Origin of the sequence: Halorubrum miltondacostae (assembly GCF_041379815.1) — an archaeon.
Taxonomy (GTDB): domain Archaea; phylum Halobacteriota; class Halobacteria; order Halobacteriales; family Haloferacaceae; genus Halorubrum; species Halorubrum miltondacostae.
This window is the reverse complement of record NZ_JBEDNY010000005.1, coordinates 173,418-192,508: the sequence shown is the minus strand read 5'-3', so window position 1 is coordinate 192,508 and position 19,091 is coordinate 173,418. Positions and strand designations below refer to the sequence as shown.

Genomic DNA, 19,091 nt, shown 5'->3' with positions numbered 1-19,091 from the left:
GGTACTGATTAGATGCTTCAGGTTAGAGTTGAAACAAATGGGTGTCTTTGAAGTCGAACCGCAGAAGTTCCCCGACCGGGTGAGCTTCAACCACTACCTAGCGGAGCATTACGACACCCTCATCGAAAACGATCTCTACGTTATTGCCGGTCTGACTGAATACTCCCGAGAAGATTTTCTCGACCTGCTTAGAAACGACGGCTACGAGATCGTTGAGAACTACGGAGGTATTCAAAAGATCCGCTGTGACTACGGCGGTGATCGGCCCGCGGAATTCTACTTCTCTTACGACGTTGAACATAACGTCATTCTGTTCTACACGGACATGCGGAAGACGGAGGAGGTAGAGAACACTATCGAGCCATTCCTAGAAAACAAGCCTGGTGTTCACTACCTGTACATTAGTCCGAGCCTCCTCCAAGACATCCGGGAGAAGATTGTTTCAGAGGATCCCGCTACTGAGATCACCGAGTTCGTAGCCAAGCGGACAGAACGCACTGATACAAGCGCTCGATTCCGGCCGGAGGCGTGGCGCACAATCAATTACTACGGCAGAGATGGACTTGAGAGTCTTCGTGAGATGGAAGAACACTACGGGGTGCTCCCACGTATTATGGAATTCAACGTCCCCGGAGATCTTTGCTTCCGGATCAATCACGAGGGGGTATTCAAACTCAAGAGTGGTAGCCTGAAACGCCTCTTCAAGCACATTGAAACCTGTATCGAAGAAGCGCTCAAGGTGAAGCAGGCGTACGAGCGCACCGACTTCGAGATGATTACAGCTTCTCCCCAGCTCGAAGTCCCCACCTCCGAACCAGCGGCAATCTCTCTGAATAACCGGATCCGATACCACGAGCTTGACGGATTGAAGAATAGCATGCGGGATCGGGACTACGTGCTTGTTGGGTCGTACTCCGAGGAGGGATCGCTGTATTTCACCACCGAGGTTATCGACCAAGTCAAAAACAGCACGTTCCGGATCAAAGCGAACGAGGACCAAATCAGAATCTTCCCACAGGATGAAAGCGACCTCGGTACCTTCTACCGGTTTTATGAGTTCATCCAAGACAGCGTCGATGAGAGCGCCGAACTAGCACCAGCATAGCGCATGACGGTCGATGAGTTGGACGATGAAGAGGTCCGCGAGCAATACGCGATCATCATCGACCGCGTTCCCTCTTACAAGAAACGAAAAGCAGAGTACGAAGATGAACTCCAGAGTGATGACGAGGTATTTGAGAACGCGAGAAAGGAGGTTGAGGCAGGGATTCGAAACGCTCGAAAACACGATAATCTCCTTACGTCTACAATCTCGGCGTTTCTCCCGAATGGTCCCATTCAACAACAGACAGGCTGGACGTTTCGTGGTGCAGAACCACTGTCTGAGTATAACGAGCCGAATGCTGATGCTATCTTCTGTAATCCTGACCGGAACCTCGCGCTCATAGTCGAATGTAAGACCAGTCTCTCTTCACCGGGGAACGCTCTAACCCAAATATATGACGCAGCTGACGCGGTCCGGGAATACCGCGATGAACTTTCAGAGAACATCGGGATGCAGATTGAGCAGCTCGAAACAGCAATTTGTGTTCCCGGCTACCTTGACGAACAATTAGCGCAACGAATTGAGCACGAGGAGCAGAACGGTGACGCCCAGGAACAGGTCTACGTGTGGAGATGGCACTACCTGAAGGAGGGTGAACGGATTGATCTCTTCACCAGTTTTGACAACCGAACTCGTTCCGAGGCTACGCACGACAGTGAACTCACTCAGGTTCTGAACCCAGGAATCGAAATCACAAAGCAGAGGCAGGCGACACCATCGTTCTTCCCGTCTTCGCACACTTTCCACATTATGGAAGCGGCGCTCTCACAGCTTCTAAAGAAGCGAATTAGAAACGAAGGTCCGCTGAGAGAATTCACCAACACAGAGTTACACAACATCCTAACATCTCAGCGGCATCTCCCCCATTACAACGCAAACGAGATTGGTACACGGATTTACGATGGCCTGATGGAGCGACTAGAGTCGGATAATCTGATTACGACCATCGATCAAGAAGAAACCGAACTAACAGCGGGTGATACGTTCTATCGCTACCGAGTACGAGGCCGTTCCGTCGAAACCGTACTGAAGAATCTACAAGAGAAGTACCAAACAAAAGCGATTGACCGGAAGATCGAGATCAAGGCCATGAGGAAAGTTATCGATGAATTTGATGAAGACCAGAGTTCATTAGGAGACTTCGGGTAAGCGTGGGTAAATCACTACAGAAGCTTCAACGGCCCTTCTTTCTCGACTTCCCCGGTATCGCGCTTGAGGAAGTATAGATCAATCCAGTCTCGGCCACCCTCCTCGTAGAATACCGGAAGACAGGTCCACGTGTACTCGTTACGCCTTTCACACCGAGTCTCGATCTGGTCCCGCGTCCAGTCCCCGTCCTGCTCCAGATGGTATCGGTTCCGCACGTTGTACGAGTACTCGTCTGCGGCAGCCTTCACGAGCTTGAGCGAGAAGTCTCGAAGGTCTTGGAAGGCGAATGGCCCGTTCACGTCTGCGGCTTCGCTCAGGTCGCTCTCGTCCACACCATCCAGACAGAGCTCGTTCTCCGCGATGGCGCGGAAGGGCTCAAGCTCGGGATGGATCTCTTGGAGAACACTGTGGAGATACTCGTGGACGACCTCGTCGTACTTCTCTAGCGAGAAGTCGCCCGTGGGGGAGACGATCTCCAGTTCTGCCCCCGTCTGTGTCACGCGTCGGCGTCGCGGTTCGAGCAATGGACACAGGAACGCGAGTCTGTCGGCGTGAAGGAGATAGGCGTAGCTGAACAGCCGCGACCGTGACGGCGACTCCTTGACTGGATCGTGTCCCTCAGCGTAGTACTTGGAGTCGAGGACGGCGATCGTCTTCTCACCCTCCTGTAGCGCGTGGTCGGGCTCGTGGTAGATCTGGTTCTCTCCCTCGAACGGATTGACCGACGGCGACCGCGCGGGTGTGACGTTGGCGACCGAATCGAAGTGGTCGTACGATTTGATGTAGTTGAGCTTGCGCTCGATGACTACCTGGGAGTACTGTTCGAACAGCGACTCCATGTTCAGCACGTAGTCCACGACCAGTTCTCGTGGGCCGTCCTTGAGTTGCTGGCCGAGCGACGACGACAACACCGCTTTTGCGACGTCGAACGCCTTCCGGTAGTACTGACGTTGCTTCGGTAGATCACCGAGGGTGATGCGTCGATATTCGTCGATACGGCCCAGCCCGCTGTCAACGCCCATTCCCTCCAGTCGTTCGACTTCTCGGTGTACTTCCGAGAAGATGCGGTCGTACCCGGGATGCTCGTACTCCGAGGCGTTCTGTCGGAACAGTCGGAGTAGGGTTTTGCCCGCATAGTGGAGCAGCGAGTTCGCCGCGTTGTTGTACTCCGTTTCGTTCCGGATCCAGTTCGGTTCGATGGTTCCCCGGGCGTGATTCAGGAGGGTCTGTTCGACGTCGATCTCTCCACGCCCTTCCAGACTGTTGGTCCGGCGGAGGATCAGGTCCCGGATGTACCCGTTGCGCTGGATCGTCTCCAATCCTTCCAAGTAGTTGATCGCCATCACGACCAGCACGTCGTCGAGTTCGATGTCGTCGGAGAGGAAGTCCTGAAGCGGGATCCCGTGGTAGTCGATCGATCGGTTCTGGTCGTACACTGTAAGGAGCATGTCGAAGATCGGTCCCCAGTCGATTTTTGGGGAGATCGTCACCTTCGACGACGGAGTGAGACTGACAGCCCCGACGATATCGGTCGCGGAGACGTGGATGACATCACCGCCATCGCCCTCTACGGTCACCGTGATGACGTCGTACTGCTGCTCGGAATCGAGAGCATCCTGGCGCTTCGTGAACACACCGGGGCTCTCCTGCGTGAAAGACGCGCGACGAAGCTGATCAGTGATGGACGACGGACACCCCTCTATCCGGATCTCCCCCCGTTCGGGGACATCGAACGTATCCCGCCCGTACTGATAGACTTCATCGATACTACTCATTACTCGTAGGAACCCATCTGGCGACGCTCCTGTTCGAGTTCGCGCTCCGCAAGCTCAGCCGCCGGAGAGAGGTCGAACTCCTCGAATTCATCGTTCAGTGCCCGGTAGTGTTCTGCGATACGCTCCACCTGTGGGAATGCCGCGGAGTTCAACAGCCGGGGTACGATGTAGGTTCGGAATGCTTGCCCGACGGAGTCGGTCTGATCGTACTCGTACTCCCCTCCGTCTCGACAGGCGACGCCGACGAAGACGGCGGCATCACGGTAGTGCATCGGACCGAACCGCATGATCGCGCCCTGTGCTGTGGACTCGTTGCCGTGGTTGATTCCCTCGTAGTCCCGCTCGAAGAGACGGAGCAGTTCTGCGTCATCGATATCGGTCTGTCCGGTGACGTGCGTGTCGAGCCAGTCTTTGAACAGCTGCCGCCGTTTGTCCTCCTCGTACTCGTCCAGTTCGATCATGGCGAACCGGCGAGTGATCGCGTTGTCGAGTTCGTTCACCGTCCGGTCCGACATGTTCATCGTACAGATGATGTTCACCCGCTTGTCGAGTTCGATGGTTTCCCCTTCATCTGTCTCGAAGATCGTCTGGTGCGGGTTCTCGATCGCGGTATAGAGCGGCCCGAATATCTTCGAGATGTCGGCACGCGTGATCTCGTCTAGGATAACCCCGTATTCGACATCGAACCTTCGAGCACGCTGAACTCCCTCGGAGACACAGCCGAGTTTGGTCCGATAGCTGAGCGATTCACCCCTATAGTCAGGGCTAATCCCGCCGATAATGTCCGACGGCGTCCACGAGGGCGTCGCAGTATGGAGAGAGTATCCAATGCCCGTTTCTCGTGCCAATTGTTTCGCAAACGTCGTCTTTCCGGTTCCTGTCGGTCCGTAGAGTACAACAGGTTTCCCAGCTTCGAGCGCGACCTTGGCGTTCCGCATGACATCCTCAGGGACAAGGATGTCTCCGGGAGTCTCGTCTCCACGGAGACTCACAAGGCGCTTCAGTCGATCCGAAGCGAGGCGCGACTCCAGAACTGCCTGCCGGACCTTTCCAAGTCCTCGTTTACCATCGTGGGCTATATCGAGTTCTTGCTCTTCAATGAGGTATTGGAGGACTTCCTCGCTCGCAGCGTTCTCGATTCTTTCGACGACATCGTCCTCAACACGCCGAAGAATACCTATCTCATCCTTAGCATCTTCCAGCGTGTACGGTTCGTCCGACGAATTACCCATTTTCAGATAGGTGTGGTCCAGCATATATAAAATCCATCTCATTTTCTTGGGTTTCTCCTCGGCTCAAACTCTCTAGAATGTCTTCTAGTATCCGGAGTGAGCCGATCAGCCTGTAGCATCCACGTTGATTATGAACACTAAGCGGTGGGGCCGGCTTGTCTAATTCTACGTTTGAAGACCACAGTGATGAATCGAATCAAAAGGTAGTGGTATACACGGAACCGCAGTAACCCCCACTTGTTTAATACAGTAGCGCGTCCTCGAAAACGTGAGCGAAAACGGACCCCCAGACGCAGCAATCTACGCCCGGGTTTCGACATCGGACCAGGATGTCTCTCGGCAACTCGACGAAGCTCACGAACATCTGGACAGTCTCGGTATCAAAGATGTCGAAGAGTATCCCGAAATCGTCTCTGGTGCCGCCGACACAGACACTCGCGAGGTGTACAACCGACTCCTCGATGATGTCGAGACGGGACAGTTCGACCTCGTGGTCGTTCACGAAATCAGCCGACTTTCTCGGCTCGGTCCGACTGAGATTCATGAGTTCATTCAACACTGCTTGGAACATGACACTGGCGTCGAGGCCCTCGATGTTGGCCTGAATATTCACGTCGACGACGGCGAACTCCAGCAGACGATATACAGCATGGTCGCTCGGTTGATGGGCGACCTCGCCCAGATAGAACACCAGCAAAAACTCCAGCGGATACGATCGGGCGTCCGCGCCGCACAGTCCGCCGGAAAGTGGACCGGGAGGCCGCCAGCAGGGTTCGTCGTTGAGGACGGCTACCTCCGCGTTGATCCGGCCGAGTTCCTACATGTCCGCGAGGCAGTCGCCAGCGTCGACCGCGGCGAAGCTTTCGCGACGGTCGCCAACGACACCGGCATCGCTGAGTCGACGCTCCGGAGCCTCCATCAAGATCGGCGCGACCTCTACCTCAGCGGCGAGGCCGAAGACGAGCGCGTCGACGACGCACTCACCGACGTCCGCCCGCTGGAGGATGTGCGGACCGAAGATCCCAAGCTCGAAGAGCTGCGTGAACGCGTCGAACGGCTGGAGGATGTCACCGATATTGACCCCCACTGACACACATTCCACCTCCTCAATCCCGAGTCGTGCGTACGTGTCGAATTGGCTCTGTTAAAATCCTCAACCGGTGCTCTGTCCTCAGCGATTTGGTGAATACAGGGCGAATCGGCCGTGTACTATCCATCAACTAGGTGGGTCCGCCAACAGTGTGAGCACGTAACAATCCTATCCAGCGACGTCGTCAACTGATGGCTGTATATAATCTAACTCACGGAGCCGATCGAGCAGCTCATCGTCGGAGACTGCTTCGCTGACTGCCACACTCAGGTCTTCGTTACGCTGTTCAAGTACACTGAGAAGTTGTCTCGCAGTCCTAAGTTTGTAACTTGCGTCCGGGTTGTCTATATCTTCTTGAACCTCTCCTAACAGCTCCTCTACTGTCCTGAGCACATCCACTACCATGAGCTAACTACGAGAATGGGTATTATATAGATTACTTGCCATTCTCAGAATACCCTGTGAGACGAAGTTTCTACATTTAACACAAACCGAAAACCTATCATCGCCTGTGAACTTTAACCGGGCCGATTAACCAACAAAACTGCCATTGTCTACCTCTGTTGGTTAACATCTGAGAGTACGAATGTCTCTGTGATGGGCCTTTATCGACCGGTCTGTTGGTTAGAAATCGTCAGAGGGTATAGTACTCAGGATGACATTCTAATCCTCGAACAATAGACACGGGCGATCAACGGTGAAACCTCTCGACTGCGTGCTGATAGGCCCACGAACCGGCACTCGGCGAGCGAAGGGCTTTGTTCGGTGACACCGAAGTGTACCACATGAGTAGAGCCGTTTCCGTCGCCACGGCGTTTCTCGTCGGTGTCTGTGTATTTGCGTGGCTCGCAGGGCCAGTGTTGGAGGCCCGCTTCGGTGCTGAGGCGTTGTTGGCCGCCTACGGGGCCGTGGCCGCTGGAACTGCGGCCACGACGTATGTGCTCGTCCGTCGGGTCGACGCCCGGCTTTCGAGAAAGGGAGCTAGCGGCGGCGAACCGACTACCTCCAACGAGGTCGACACGACCGACAACGATGGGCGGAACACGAACGCTGGCGACGACAAGACACTGACCGTCCGGCTCGACGATCTGGACGATCTTGACGTAGAACGAGAGGTTCGACAGCTGAAGGCCGAACGCTCTGCCGGTGACGAGGACTGACGGGCCGTTTATCGACTCACCATGAGACGCTCGATACTACTACGCGAAACGCTTCGGTATCAAGACGAGTTATCGACTCTCCAAACAAAGTATTGCGACGACCTCAACGCAAATCCGGCCGTACGGCTGCTGTATATCGTGGTGAGCTTGTTGTTACGGAAAATCGATGAGAAAGCTCCATACGGAGGATGTCAAGGCCCACCCAGACGGGTTGGAGGTTGAAGACATGGACAAGCCTCTTGACCTCCTCCCGCGCCTGAAGACGCGGGAATCCCACCACGGGATTTCAGGCCGAGCGTCAGCTTGACCCTACGGTTTCAAGACGTATACGTTCCAAGCGTCGCTTGCTGGACTTCAGCATCGGCGTGGCTGTCTTGTGGCGCGGTCAAACGCGCCCCATCCTCAGCCGAGTCATCGTCGTTCGAGTGTTCTCTGGAACGACTCTCTCCTTGATTCAACTAGGGTAATTGATTAGAATAGGATGTATATATGTAATGTATCCTTGAGCGCGGGGTATGTGCCACATACATAATTGTATTTGTCGCGTTCAGCGAACAGGAATGATACGACGACGCAACACCGAACCGTTAGCTACCATTCGCCGTCCAGAGTACACCGGCAAAAACAGATGTATACCTTGTACAGTCGTAAACCTCATCATCGCGGCCGGAGTGGCGGGTGCGACAGGGTTTGTTTCCCTCCCTCTAGGAATTGCCGTCGCAATGGTCTCGATCGCCGCCATCTATTTGCGTGGCTACCTTGTTCCTGAAACTCCTGAACTCACGAAGCGGTACCTACCCGAGTACATACTTACATTATTTGGGAAGGCTGACGCTCCTGTACCCTCTACAGACGTGGCATTCGACACGGTCACGTTCCTTGAGCGTAACGGAGTTATCGAGGATATGGGTGATGACGTTGCCCTTACGCCCGAATTTAAACGTCAACTTGGCGCTACAGCACTTGAAATCGACATCACTACAGGGATGACGGCAGCCGCAGCAGACCTGCTTGATGTCAACCCCGATCGCGTGTCGTTCGTCGGTGAGGATGGGTCGTGGCGGGTTTTGGTGGATAAGTCGATACGCGGGCGGTGGGAGTCACGAGCAGCGTTCGTCGCCGACCTCGCTGCCTATCAAGAGCTCTCAACATGGACCGATGAGTGGGCGTTGGTTCCAGAGGCTGCCCGCGGACAGACGCTCTCAGCGATCCGGGCGTGCCTCGATTTCTGTCCAACGTGTGGGGGTACGATACAACTCGGCACTGAGCTGGTAAGTTCCTGCTGCCGCGAGTATGAAGTGGTCGCTGCGACCTGTACTGAGTGTAACGCCCGGCTCTTCGAAATGAACGCACACGCGGTCGAGACCGCTGAATAGTTTGTACGCGGAGTCAAGGAGAAAGTCTCGCGTTTTACTGCGGGGATGATATCAATAGAGTCCTCGATTACTATGTGCCAGCAGTCGGCGCTGCGGCATGGTCAGTTATTTTTGAACAGCCGGGCACGGAGGTGTTCGCCACGTCCCGATATACGGAGCCGTGCGGCAAACAACTGGTAAATCGTTGAGAGAGCAAATAGACATAAAAAGAGCGTCGCCGGAACTAAGGGGCTGATTCCGCCGATTTCCGGCGGTAAAGCGTGTGCTGTGACCGTAAAAAAGAGTCCTAGAATACCCAACGCTCGATAGTACTCTCCCCAAGTCACACCTAGGCCTGTAGTAACATCCATATATCGCCTGACCTGCCTTGCTTCCGGACACGCTGACACAACCTTCCGGTCAGAATCGTACTCAACGAGGCCGAGTTCGTGCATCTTCGGGAGGTGGGTCTGGTGGAGTGTGTTAGTGACACTCTTTCGAAGTGGTCGCGGCGCAGGGTGGTATCCGGCTTCAGCCGCGGCGATTGTCTCGGAGAGTTCACGTAGCGACATCGGTTCTGTTTGACCCCACAACTCAGTGAGCGCCTCGCGCCGCCGAGAATTGCTCAGGACTTGATACACTTCTACCTCTGGAAGGACAGTCCGTTGAAACATTAGCAGCAACCACGTATCATCAGCGCATATGTATGTATTACTTACCGTTTGCTCTCAGAGTGGCACGCTCGCCATACCGAAGTCCTCGCAGCGGTATACAGTTCCTGCTCAACCAGTATGACTTACGGACCAGACCGGTATGGCCAGCCTGAACACTGGTAGGTGATTAGTGCTGAGCCCCTCTTTAGCGGTAACGAAACACTTCAAAAAAGCGTTTTAGGGCCTAAGACCTTCAATCAACGCATGACTAATACCGAATCCAGTCTGGTGTGAGGTAGCCCAATTGGACTGGCGGCCTGCGGTGGGTCGTCGCCCGATGGGAACCCAGACCAATGACAGACGACAACAACCCGAAACTGTACGACCTTTCCCGCCGCCGTGTGCTCGCTGGCCTCGGAGCTGTCGGCATCGCTTCCGCAGGAGCAGGTGTCGGCACTTCTGCGTTCTTCAGCGATCAGGAGGACTTCGAAGGGAATGAACTGACTGCGGGCACGCTGGACATGCTTGTGGACTGGGAGGAACACTACTATGACGGCTCGGACGGCCGAGACCTCGTTGAGCTCGTTCCTGAGGACGAGATCGACATCCTCGACGACAATCAGTACATCCTCCCCGCGGTCGACAACCCAGACGCTCGCGCGGTGGCGGTCCGGTTCCTGGGCGACGGTACCTTCCAGGAGAACAAGGACGCCTTCTGGGACGCCACCTCAATCGAGGCGCTCCCGGACAGCGACAACGACGGCATCCAAGATGAGTTCGACGACTCGCAGGTCTGTAACGGCGAGGCCGGCCTGACAGACGTCGGCAACGCGGACGCCCAGGAGCGTGAGGAGGGTCTCTACTCACCCAACCGGACGAGCAACGACGTGACGGCCCCCGGCGATCCGCTGATCAACCTAGACGATGTCAAGCCCGGCGACTTCGGTGAAGTCACCTTCTCGTTCCACCTGTGTGACAACCCCGGCTACGTCTGGATGAACGGTATGCTGAACGACGAGTTCACAGGCGAGGGGATCCTCACCGAGCCTGAGCGCAACGACCCCGACGAGATCGATGGCGTCGTTGAACTCCTCGACGAGATGCAGGTCCGGATCTGGTACGACCCGGACTGTGACAACCAGGTCGAGCGGCGTGGTGAGGTCGACATTATGCTCGCAATCGACACCTCCGGCTCGATCACAGGGCAGGAGCAGACCGATCTCGAGGACGGCGTCGCAGCTTTCGTGGACGCCCTCCCGACAGACGGCTCCGCACAGGTCGGCGCGGTCAGCTTCGGCGGCGGTAGCGTGACGGGGCTTTCGAGCCTTGGCGCACCCGACAGCTTCAGCCTCTCAGGTCTCAGCTACGGCGGTAACACCCCAATGCCCGGAGCGATCGACATCGCGGATCAGGTGCTTGACGACCAAGGTCGGCCGGACGCCCTCCCCGTCGTGGTGGTCGTCACCGACGGCGGCCCGAACTACGGCGAGAGCGTCTCGGACCCCAGCTACAGCGCCAGCGTGGGCGGTTCCTCGTACTCCGCACCGCGTGGTCCAGGCTTCTCTGCCGACGACAGCAGTTCCGGCTACGACAACAACGACTCCACGAGCTCGACGGTCACGGAAGGCGAGCAGGACGAAACCGCTCTGGTCGCCGACGCCGTCAAGGCCGGTGCCGACGGCTCCCGGATCGCGGTGCTCAACATCTCACCCGGTACCACGGAACTCGGCGGTGGGCGCGACCTGAGCGACTACCTCGAGGACGAGATCGCGAGCTCGGGCTTCTACAACGAGATTCCCGTCAGCAACTTTGCCCAGGTGGCCGACGACATCGCCGCTGAGGTCGTCGTCCAAGAGGAGGTTTTCTTCAACGGTAGCCTCCGGACGGCGCTTTCGGCGCTCTCTGACAACGAGGGCCGCGGCGTGCCGCTGGACGGCGACCGCACGACGACCTTCGACGAGCTGGCCGACCCCGAGGACGACCCGAACCGCGACCCGTTCACGGGCGCGGGCGTCACCCACTGCGTTGGTTTCCAGTGGTGGCTCCCGGTTAACCACGCGAACCAGATCCAGGGCGATATGGCCGGCTTTGACATCGGGTTCTACGCCGAGCAGTCCCGGCACAACACCGGCGTCGGGATGATCCCCGAGGACGAAGACGCCACGGCGGAATTGGAGAGCTGATCGGGTAACATCGTTTCCCATCGGCTCATCTCCACCGCACGGTCGCGCCATGGGGCGCGGCGACGCAGCCGTCCGTCCACACGAGCGGCGGTTGGGTCGAGACCCGGATCAGACGCGGACCGGCCGCGGGCTGACACAGCGGTTCGAGACCGCTGCCGGGGGTTTGCTTCAACGAGTACTACAATGACACGCGACACTCACACCAACGACCAACCATTCACCCTCAGTCGCCGGTCTGTGCTCGCTGGTCTCGGAATGACTGGCGTCGCCGCGGGGGGTGCTGGTTTCGGGACGACAGCGTACCTCAACGACACCGAACAGTTTGCTGGTAACTCTGTCACCGCCGGTGAGTTTGACCTTCAGGTTGATTGGCAGGTTACATACGACGGCCCTGACGGCCCCGTCTACGTTGATGCTTCGCCTGATGAGTTCATTAACGACCCCGAAGATCCCACACGTCTGTTGGAGAGCGATGATATCCTCAACAGCGGGAGTTTCATCGAAGGGAGTGATAGCATTCGGGATCCAATCTTCACACGCGAGGAAATCGCTCTCCGAGCAGGATTCAGTAGCGGTCTTGACTCACTCTCAGATACTCAGCGCACAGCCGTCGAGACACGGTTTCGCGAGCAGTTTGTTGATCGGCCGGTTGAGCCCGACCCCGCTTCGGTAGTACTTGACCCAGAGACATTCGGAGATCTAAAACCCGGAGATCAAATCACACTGGATATTAGCCTTCATCTGTTCGACAATCCAGGGTATCTTTGGCTGACTGGCGCGCTTGGTCATGCCGATGAGGGGAAAATTACGGAGCCTGAGGCGGGCGACCCGGATGAAGATCAAAACCGAGACGGAACACGCAAAGCGGGCGACGACGCGGAGCCGACTGTCGAACTGCTTGACGCGCTCCGCGTGACCGCTTGGTACGAGTCCACGGGCAATGCGACCCGTGACCAGAATGAACAGGTGTTTTTGAGCGGGAACGAGGATCCTACGGCGAACCCCACGCTTCGAGAGTTTCTGAATCTCGTCTCGACCGGTAACGGGATTCCTCTTGATGGCGATCCATCAACAGGCTACAACGAGGTTGTCGACGGTTCCTCCGCACTAGGAGCCGACCCAGCTCGCGAACCGTTTGCGAACTCAACGACGCGATACCTTGGGCTGGCATTCACGCTTCCAGATGGCCAGTCAAACGAGATACAAGACGATTCAGTGGTGTTTGATGTCGGTGTCTACGCTGAACAGGCTCGACATAACACCGGTGGCGGCTCTCGGCCGGACCTCTCGGTCTTGAACGCCCGAGCGAATGAATCAGCAAACCCCGGTCCGTATGGGCTGGTGTTCGACATCCGTAACAACCTGAGTGAGTCGGTGGTGGTGACCGATCTGACGGTCACGCCTGCCGATTCTGCGATTGTCGCGCTGAGCGACAACGTCAACAACACAACCATTCCGGCGGGCTATGAGGTTTACATTGATTCGACGACACCTGGCTACACCGATGTTCCAGGTGGAATCGACTTGCCGGAAACGGTCACCCTCGGGAGCGACGGCTACTCCGACAGTGCGGACCGCGAACCGTCACTCACGCCGGATGAAACCGCACAAGTAACGCTGTTCTCGTTCCGCGACTCGAACGGCGGTGGAGTCGAAATGAACGGACAACGAGTGGTACTGACACTCACTTACCGTGGGGAGACAACCGGACGGACCGGGGCCGTGACACGGTCGGTGGTCGGATGAACGAGCGGCGGCTGGTGCTACGTCGGTTCAAGGCCAGAAGCAACAATGGCCCCAACGACCGCAGGGATCTCGATCCCGCGGCCGGTCGTACTACCGGCCAACTCAACGGTATTATGGCCATACCGGACCGGCAATGGGTCCATACATATGACCTGCTCCGCTGTACTGGGTACAAGAATACAAATTCTGTAGACCGACCCGGCGTATCCGGGAAACCAAACATATGCCATTCACACGTCGACAACTATTAGGCGGAATCGGTGCTGGGGCTCTCGCAGTTGGTGGAGTTTCACTTAGCCAACCGTCGCCACGGTTTTCCGCATACACCTACGCCGCACCAAATGCTGACACCGACGATCAACGTCTCCGCGTCGCGTGGTACGAGACGTATAACGGCGCGCTCGTCGGGAGTACCACCGGCGACGGGAACGAAACGAATACCGATGCGGTACTCGACCCTGGTCAGTCACCTAGATACGTCGAAGAGGCGTCCTTCGTGACCGATATCTCAGGACCGGTTGTCTCTATAGGAAACGTCCTCCCAGGAGACACTGGCACGCTCGTGGTCGGGCTGGAGGTCGTGGAGACTGAGCCGTCAGAGTCGCTTGACATCTGGGTTGCCGGATCGATCACTAACACGGACGAAAACGGAATCAACGAGCCGGAGCGGACAGACGACGACAACACATCAAATCGCGGCGAGCTTAGTGACGACGCCGTCGTCGACATCTGGCTTGACGGCTCACCGCTCCGTGGGTGTAATGGGGTGAAAAACTTCGAGGAATCACTAGAGTCACCACTGGTGGCGCGGTCGTCGTTTACCGATGCGTTCGCGCCAACCACCGACATCGGCAGCCCTGATGGTGCGCTCGCAATCCAGTGCCTTGATCCGGGCTCACTCCGATGCGTCGCACTCCGGTGGGAGCTCCCCACCAATGTCAGCAATCGTTCCCAAGGTGATGCCCTCAGATTCAAATTCGCTTTCGCGGGGGGGCCCTGCAGCGGCGACAGCCCGTTCCGTGTTGGAGGCTCCGAATGACGGTCAGTCGTCGCCGTGTGCTGGCAGCACTCGCCGCTACCGGTGGGGTCAGCGGCTTCGTCTGGACCGCCTCTGGATCCGGGACTACTGCGGTGTTGGGAGACGACGAGAAGTTCGAAGCGGCGCTTACCGCAGGCACTGTTGACCTGACGATCGAATACGAAATATTGGCTGGTCCGGGTGCCGACACCGCCGAGCGCTACGGTATCGCCGACGGGCCACGCGTCCGGATCCCGATTGAGACACTCGGTGCCAACGGGATGTCCGGCCGGGCGCTGTTCACTTTCTCGCTCCCGCAACGCGGTCAGGCAGTGAACAACCCCGCGGCGCTGTGGCTCGCAACTGACTGCCCCGCTCCGGCGGCAACTGATCTGGGAGAAGCGCTTCAATTGGATCTATCGTACGCTGACTGTGAGACCGGCGCGCGGCTCGATCCAATCGCGAGTGGCTCCCTCAGAGAAGTCGCTACAGCACTCCGTGGCGGTCGACAAATCGATGGCGATCCCACTACCAGAGGGGTTGACTGCCTAACCGACCGAGTGTGTCTGCTCGCGGAGTACGAACTTGTCGACTACATCGGCTCGGAGACTGTCGACCTCCCGCTATGGGCGTCGGCCACACAGTGTCGGCACACCACCCCGACGAATCCCTTCGCCGGTATCGACACTGGCCCCTGTCTGCCTGCCGAGGACTGTACGTGCTGCCAGACACTTGGAAAGCTAGAACTTGAAAATGGAAGTCAGCCTGGGATCGGTAATAGCCAGATCGAACCCGGCATCTACGCGTTCACTGAGGGCAACTCTGAGTACGAACTCGACGTGTACCAGACCGTCGACAAAGACGATAGCGCCGAAACCGTCGGGGTTGGATTTCGACTCAAAAACCGGCCAGACCGCAATGGGGCTGTCCCAGAGCTCTGTACAGTCTGGCTGAAAGGTGGGCCGGGGGCCAAATCCTACAACCGTGGCGATAGTGCTCGTACGGACACCGTAGGACTCACCGGCAGTGATGCCGACGGAATAGTGTACGCACCTGACGGCACAGCAATCAGTCATATTCTGGTCTGTATCTGTACGAACGATCCAGAGGCGGACTGTTCGGGGTGCAGCGATCCGTCTCTTACGCCGGGGAGCAACGGCAACGGTCGAGGCTCAAAAGACCGTGGTGACAACTCTGGAAATCCTGGCAAGTCGAAATCTTCAGGCAAACCAGATGATCCTGACATGCGCGGCCGCAGCGGTTCGCCCACGGCCCCATCAGGAGGTGACCAATGACTCAGTTGCCGCGGCCGTCGATGCGAGTCACTAGCACATTGCTCGTGACGATTGTTCTCGTCGCGGCGATCTCGCCCTTTGCGGTCTTCGCCGTCCCGCAAATTATCGGTGCCGATGAGAGCTATGTTGTTCTCTCCGGAAGTATGGAGCCAGTGCTGTCACCTGGCGACGTGGTGATCGTCGACTCCTCTGGTCCAGTTCAAAACGGCGACGTGATCACCTACAGAAGTCCTGGCGACAGCGTCCCGACTACACATCGTGTCGTCGGCGAAGTTGATAGCAGATACGAAACAAAGGGCGACGCAAACGAGGAGGCCGACACAGGCACGGTCGCCCCTGAGGCGATCATCGGACAGGTCGTCCTCACACTCCCGCTTATCGGTCATATAATCCTGTGGGCGAACACACCCGTAGGGTACGTCTTGCTGGTCATCAGTCCGCTGGTGTTACTTGGCCTGAACGAACTCCTCGTGTGGGCCCGGAAAGAACCAGACGAGCGCACCAATAAAACAGGCAAGCACGACAAAGAGCTGGCGTCGGTATCGCTTGATGAAGACGCAGACGCTCCAAGTGTGTTGGACGATCCAGACGCTACGGATGTTGACGAGGCTGACGACTGGGAATTCCCAGCCGTCGCCGACACTAGTTCGGAACCGGAATCGGACAACACCGTCACTATCGCCGCGGTCGACCTGAAGCTGACGTTGCTAGCGATGAGTGCGTTACTTACATACGCTGGGTGGAACATCTATCAAGAGTTCTCGCTGACTGCGGCCCCAACCCCGATTTCGGTTGGGGCGTTTACTGCGGGACTCCTCGGGCTCCTGTTCACCGGGTGGGTGACTCTCACCACGTGGCAGACAGCCCGCGCAGCGCGCTCGAAACTGGAACCGGAGCCTGAACCGACGACCGCAGCCCCTGCCTCGGCTCCCACCCTAGCAGACGGCAGCGGGGAAGCGGAGGTGAATGATGAATAAGACGTTTGCGGTCATCTGCGCACTAGTCGTCGTGTTTGCGTCGATTTCAGCCGGAGTGTCGGTCGCAATGCTGTCCGACAAGGAGTCAGTTTCACTCGGGTTCAGCGCCGACGTTCCGGCTCCCGATCCGGTCGTGCTTGGTGACAATATGACCGAATCGGTTAACGCCTCAATAGACGAAGTCACAAGTATTGAAAAAGTCTCTGAGAATGGGCCAGTCACAACCACAACGAATGGCATGGCCGATCCTCCGGCACCCGACAGTAACGAATCGTTGGGTAGTGGACCACCGGACAGAAACGACGATGGGGCGAATAGAAACGCCACAGGTGACGAGCAGGTCTCTGATCTCCCTGCCCCAGGCGAAAGCACGAACAGCACCAACACGTCTGCGACTCTATCCGGTTCCACTACCGATGAGTCGCTGACTGACGACGGGCAAACCAGTCCGTCCGACCAAAATTCGACTCCGTCCGAGGAATCGAACGACACCCACTCCGGCACGGAAGCGAACCAGCTGTCGGACAGTGACTCGCATAACCCGCCTTCCTCTGACGCGGGTGACGATTCCAAGGCGGCTGATACCTCCGACGGGGAGGCGGCTGATACCTCCGACGGGGAGGCGGCTGATAATGACACTGGTTCCGACTCTGACGGGGCCAACATCGGGTCTGGTTCGGACGATATCAACGACCCTTCGGATGGAGCGGACTCAACAGACCAGTGACCTCTTGTGGGAGGCGGCAGTTACCTGATCTCCCCGGGATGGCCCCTGGTGCGCCGGGGCAGAACGCTATCGTGATCATCAGTTACAGCGGTAGCGAGGCATTTCGGGGAAAGCTCGAGGGGCTCTAGTCAAGTCAAAAGTGGACTGATGTGCTGAAGGGTTCGATCCTCCACCGACTCGGCTCTGTCAAGATTCCCAACCGGTGAGATATTCTTTGAGCTGTGTTGAATACACAGTGCGGCTTCGTACAGGATTATCTTCCAACTCGATCAGAGTGAAATGGTTAACGCAGAATATCTATGTAGCATAGCCAACCGGTAGCCCAATCGGTTTATGAGGCCTCATTAATCGTGATTTCCGATAGATATCCGTCGTACATCTTGGGAACCGCAGGATTCCGGTAGACTCAGTCCCGCCACGGTGTGATTCACAGCTTCTGTTACACAGGGTGGTGAAACCACGCTACAGGCGTTTTACTGTTTTTACCATGTCGAGGGGGGTTCACTATTATACAGACTAGAAGGCGAATACACCCATCTTTAGGCGGGTCATGAAGCCGACATGGTGGGAAGCAATCCACTAGCCGAACATCTGTACCGAGTTTCACATACCGAGGTTTAATTGACAGGCCACTGTATATGAAGGTAGGAATTGGTCGGAACGGAGCGGATTCCGAACCGTCCTTCGGAGGCGGCCTGTCCGCCCACGTAACGAGGTAGTATCGAAAAAAGCAGTCGGTGAACGCCACATTCCTGAAGGGTGTGTCTGTGCCGACTGCTCAAAGCTCGCACTACGATACCCCCAACTCTGCTGATGCCTGTCAGCGTCCCCGTGGCAAAAATAACACTGGGAAGCCGTACACGGTCGAGGATAGGGGTACCGGCGGCTTGGCACCGCCAGCAGTCCGCCACATCGACGCTGTGGGACTATCCGTGCCCGAAAGGTGTGACAGTCCGGTGATTAGACTGTAAACCTGAAACTCCCACCGCTCGGGATTCCTCCGAGTGAACGCGGAGGAGAATGTCAGATGGGTTTGGTGTCTCAAACATAACAATCTCACACCGTCGACAGGTTTTCTATGGTAAGAGCCACGAGCAACACTAACAGGGCAAGGAGAAGCAGCACGGTGAGTTTCGCTCCGGGGGGAGCACAGCCCGCGCAGAACTGTGCGCGACGACTCCGGAGACCCTCTCCCGACCAGCTTGGAGCCACTACATTCACGCCCTGCCCGCGGAGCCAGACGGGTCTGGCGACTGACCGAGACCCGACCGCGCCGACAGCGGCCACCGCGCCGCCCCCGATCGTGGCGATGACGACGTTGACGACCGTACAGGGGAGACACTGGTTCGCGCCGACGTACTCCGGCTGTCGGAGGCAACCGACGGCGGCGCGCGCGGGTTTTCGGAGGCGGCCCACGACCGTTTCTCGTGACGCGTTCATACCCCTCGGACGGTCCGCACCGACCTATGTATGGGCCGCCTACCGCATCCAATGCGGACCCTCCGGGCCACAAATTTGTTACAGTGCCCGGACAAATATCGCTGCGTCACCGCGCTGAACTGTGTCGAAGATACAAATAACGCCCGAAGTACGGCAAGTGTGTACACTTCTGTTCGGGCAAATCTT

Annotated in this window: 16 protein-coding genes and 2 pseudogenes; 12 read left to right on the top strand and 6 right to left on the bottom strand. The window is 57.2% G+C overall.

Translation table 11 applies throughout. The features are described from left to right. Positions 1 to 37: 37 nt before the first annotated feature. Together ABNG04_RS14325 and ABNG04_RS14320 are read left to right on the top strand one after the other, a co-directional pair. Positions 38 to 1,105, top strand: coding sequence for a hypothetical protein (locus ABNG04_RS14325; RefSeq protein ID WP_371163067.1), 1,068 nt, complete (start codon positions 38 to 40; stop codon positions 1,103 to 1,105). A 3-nt stretch (positions 1,106 to 1,108) separates the two neighbouring features. Further along, positions 1,109 to 2,254 (top strand): hypothetical protein, encoded by a 1,146-nt coding sequence (locus ABNG04_RS14320; RefSeq protein ID WP_371163066.1) that lies wholly within the window; start codon positions 1,109 to 1,111, stop codon positions 2,252 to 2,254. 14 nt (positions 2,255 to 2,268) lie between these two features. On the opposite strand, the gene ABNG04_RS14315 is transcribed toward ABNG04_RS14320, so the two are convergent. Together ABNG04_RS14315 and ABNG04_RS14310 are read right to left on the bottom strand one after the other, a co-directional pair. Continuing rightward, a complete protein-coding gene (locus ABNG04_RS14315; protein WP_371163065.1) occupies positions 2,269 to 4,029 on the bottom strand; it encodes a 5-methylcytosine restriction system specificity protein McrC in 1,761 nt (586 codons plus the stop codon). Then, entirely contained in the window at positions 4,029 to 5,261 is a 1,233-nt protein-coding gene (locus ABNG04_RS14310; protein ID WP_371163112.1) for an AAA family ATPase, read from the bottom strand. Before ABNG04_RS14310 ends, ABNG04_RS14315 begins: the two co-directional genes overlap by 1 nt. A 268-nt stretch (positions 5,262 to 5,529) precedes the next feature. Here ABNG04_RS14310 and ABNG04_RS14305 point away from each other — a divergent pair, with 268 nt between their 5' ends. Continuing rightward, complete coding sequence (locus tag ABNG04_RS14305) at positions 5,530 to 6,351, top strand: recombinase family protein (RefSeq protein WP_371163064.1); 822 nt, start codon at positions 5,530 to 5,532, stop codon at positions 6,349 to 6,351. 168 nt (positions 6,352 to 6,519) lie between these two features. Here the strand turns inward: ABNG04_RS14305 and ABNG04_RS14300 are convergent, their stop codons facing one another. Continuing rightward, positions 6,520 to 6,756 carry a hypothetical protein gene (locus tag ABNG04_RS14300; protein WP_371163063.1) on the bottom strand — a complete coding sequence of 79 codons (237 nt, stop codon included), beginning with the start codon at positions 6,754 to 6,756 and terminating at the stop codon, positions 6,520 to 6,522. Between the two features lie 380 nt (positions 6,757 to 7,136). Between ABNG04_RS14300 and ABNG04_RS14295 the strand changes: the two genes are divergently transcribed. Together ABNG04_RS14295 and ABNG04_RS14290 are read left to right on the top strand one after the other, a co-directional pair. Beyond that, positions 7,137 to 7,511, top strand: a complete 375-nt coding sequence (locus ABNG04_RS14295; RefSeq protein WP_371163062.1) for a hypothetical protein — start codon at positions 7,137 to 7,139, stop codon at positions 7,509 to 7,511. After that, positions 7,510 to 7,676: pseudogene (locus ABNG04_RS14290) on the top strand (ISH3 family transposase); the annotation flags it as partial. The gene ABNG04_RS14295 and the pseudogene ABNG04_RS14290, both read left to right, overlap by 2 nt. A 152-nt stretch (positions 7,677 to 7,828) precedes the next feature. Here the strand turns inward: ABNG04_RS14290 and ABNG04_RS14285 are convergent. Next, positions 7,829 to 7,960: pseudogene (locus ABNG04_RS14285) on the bottom strand (RNA-guided endonuclease TnpB family protein); the annotation flags it as partial. Positions 7,961 to 8,026: 66 nt separating this feature from the next. On the opposite strand from ABNG04_RS14285, the gene ABNG04_RS14280 reads away from it, so the two are divergent. Further along, the gene (locus tag ABNG04_RS14280) at positions 8,027 to 8,887 is read left to right on the top strand and encodes a DUF8054 domain-containing protein (RefSeq protein ID WP_510963764.1); all 861 of its coding nucleotides are present in this window, start codon (positions 8,027 to 8,029) and stop codon (positions 8,885 to 8,887) included. Between the two features lie 101 nt (positions 8,888 to 8,988). Here ABNG04_RS14280 and ABNG04_RS18070 read toward each other — a convergent pair whose 3' ends face one another. Then, positions 8,989 to 9,540, bottom strand: coding sequence for a DUF7344 domain-containing protein (locus ABNG04_RS18070; protein ID WP_445972122.1), 552 nt, complete (start codon positions 9,538 to 9,540; stop codon positions 8,989 to 8,991). 332 nt (positions 9,541 to 9,872) lie between these two features. Here ABNG04_RS18070 and ABNG04_RS14275 point away from each other — a divergent pair, with 332 nt between their 5' ends. From ABNG04_RS14275 to ABNG04_RS14250, 6 genes are all read left to right on the top strand, one after another. Then, positions 9,873 to 11,702 carry a VWA domain-containing protein gene (locus ABNG04_RS14275; protein ID WP_371163060.1) on the top strand — a complete coding sequence of 610 codons (1,830 nt, stop codon included), beginning with the start codon at positions 9,873 to 9,875 and terminating at the stop codon, positions 11,700 to 11,702. A gap of 183 nt (positions 11,703 to 11,885) precedes the next feature. Next, a complete protein-coding gene (locus ABNG04_RS14270) occupies positions 11,886 to 13,448 on the top strand; it encodes a SipW-dependent-type signal peptide-containing protein (RefSeq protein ID WP_371163059.1) in 1,563 nt (520 codons plus the stop codon). 223 nt (positions 13,449 to 13,671) lie between these two features. Beyond that, positions 13,672 to 14,487, top strand: coding sequence for a hypothetical protein (locus tag ABNG04_RS14265; protein WP_371163058.1), 816 nt, complete (start codon positions 13,672 to 13,674; stop codon positions 14,485 to 14,487). 17 nt (positions 14,488 to 14,504) lie between these two features. After that, positions 14,505 to 15,761 (top strand): hypothetical protein, encoded by a 1,257-nt coding sequence (locus ABNG04_RS14260; protein WP_371163057.1) that lies wholly within the window; start codon positions 14,505 to 14,507, stop codon positions 15,759 to 15,761. After that, positions 15,758 to 16,738, top strand: coding sequence for a signal peptidase I (locus tag ABNG04_RS14255; protein ID WP_371163056.1), 981 nt, complete (start codon positions 15,758 to 15,760; stop codon positions 16,736 to 16,738). Before ABNG04_RS14260 ends, ABNG04_RS14255 begins: the two co-directional genes overlap by 4 nt. Beyond that, entirely contained in the window at positions 16,731 to 17,465 is a 735-nt protein-coding gene (locus tag ABNG04_RS14250) for a prolipoprotein diacylglyceryl transferase (RefSeq protein ID WP_371163055.1), read from the top strand. The genes ABNG04_RS14255 and ABNG04_RS14250 overlap by 8 nt, the downstream gene beginning before the upstream one ends. A gap of 1,056 nt (positions 17,466 to 18,521) precedes the next feature. Here the strand turns inward: ABNG04_RS14250 and ABNG04_RS14245 are convergent. Next, positions 18,522 to 18,905: a DUF8054 domain-containing protein gene (locus ABNG04_RS14245; RefSeq protein ID WP_371163054.1), complete on the bottom strand. Its 384-nt coding sequence runs from the start codon at positions 18,903 to 18,905 to the stop codon at positions 18,522 to 18,524. Positions 18,906 to 19,091 lie beyond the last annotated feature (186 nt).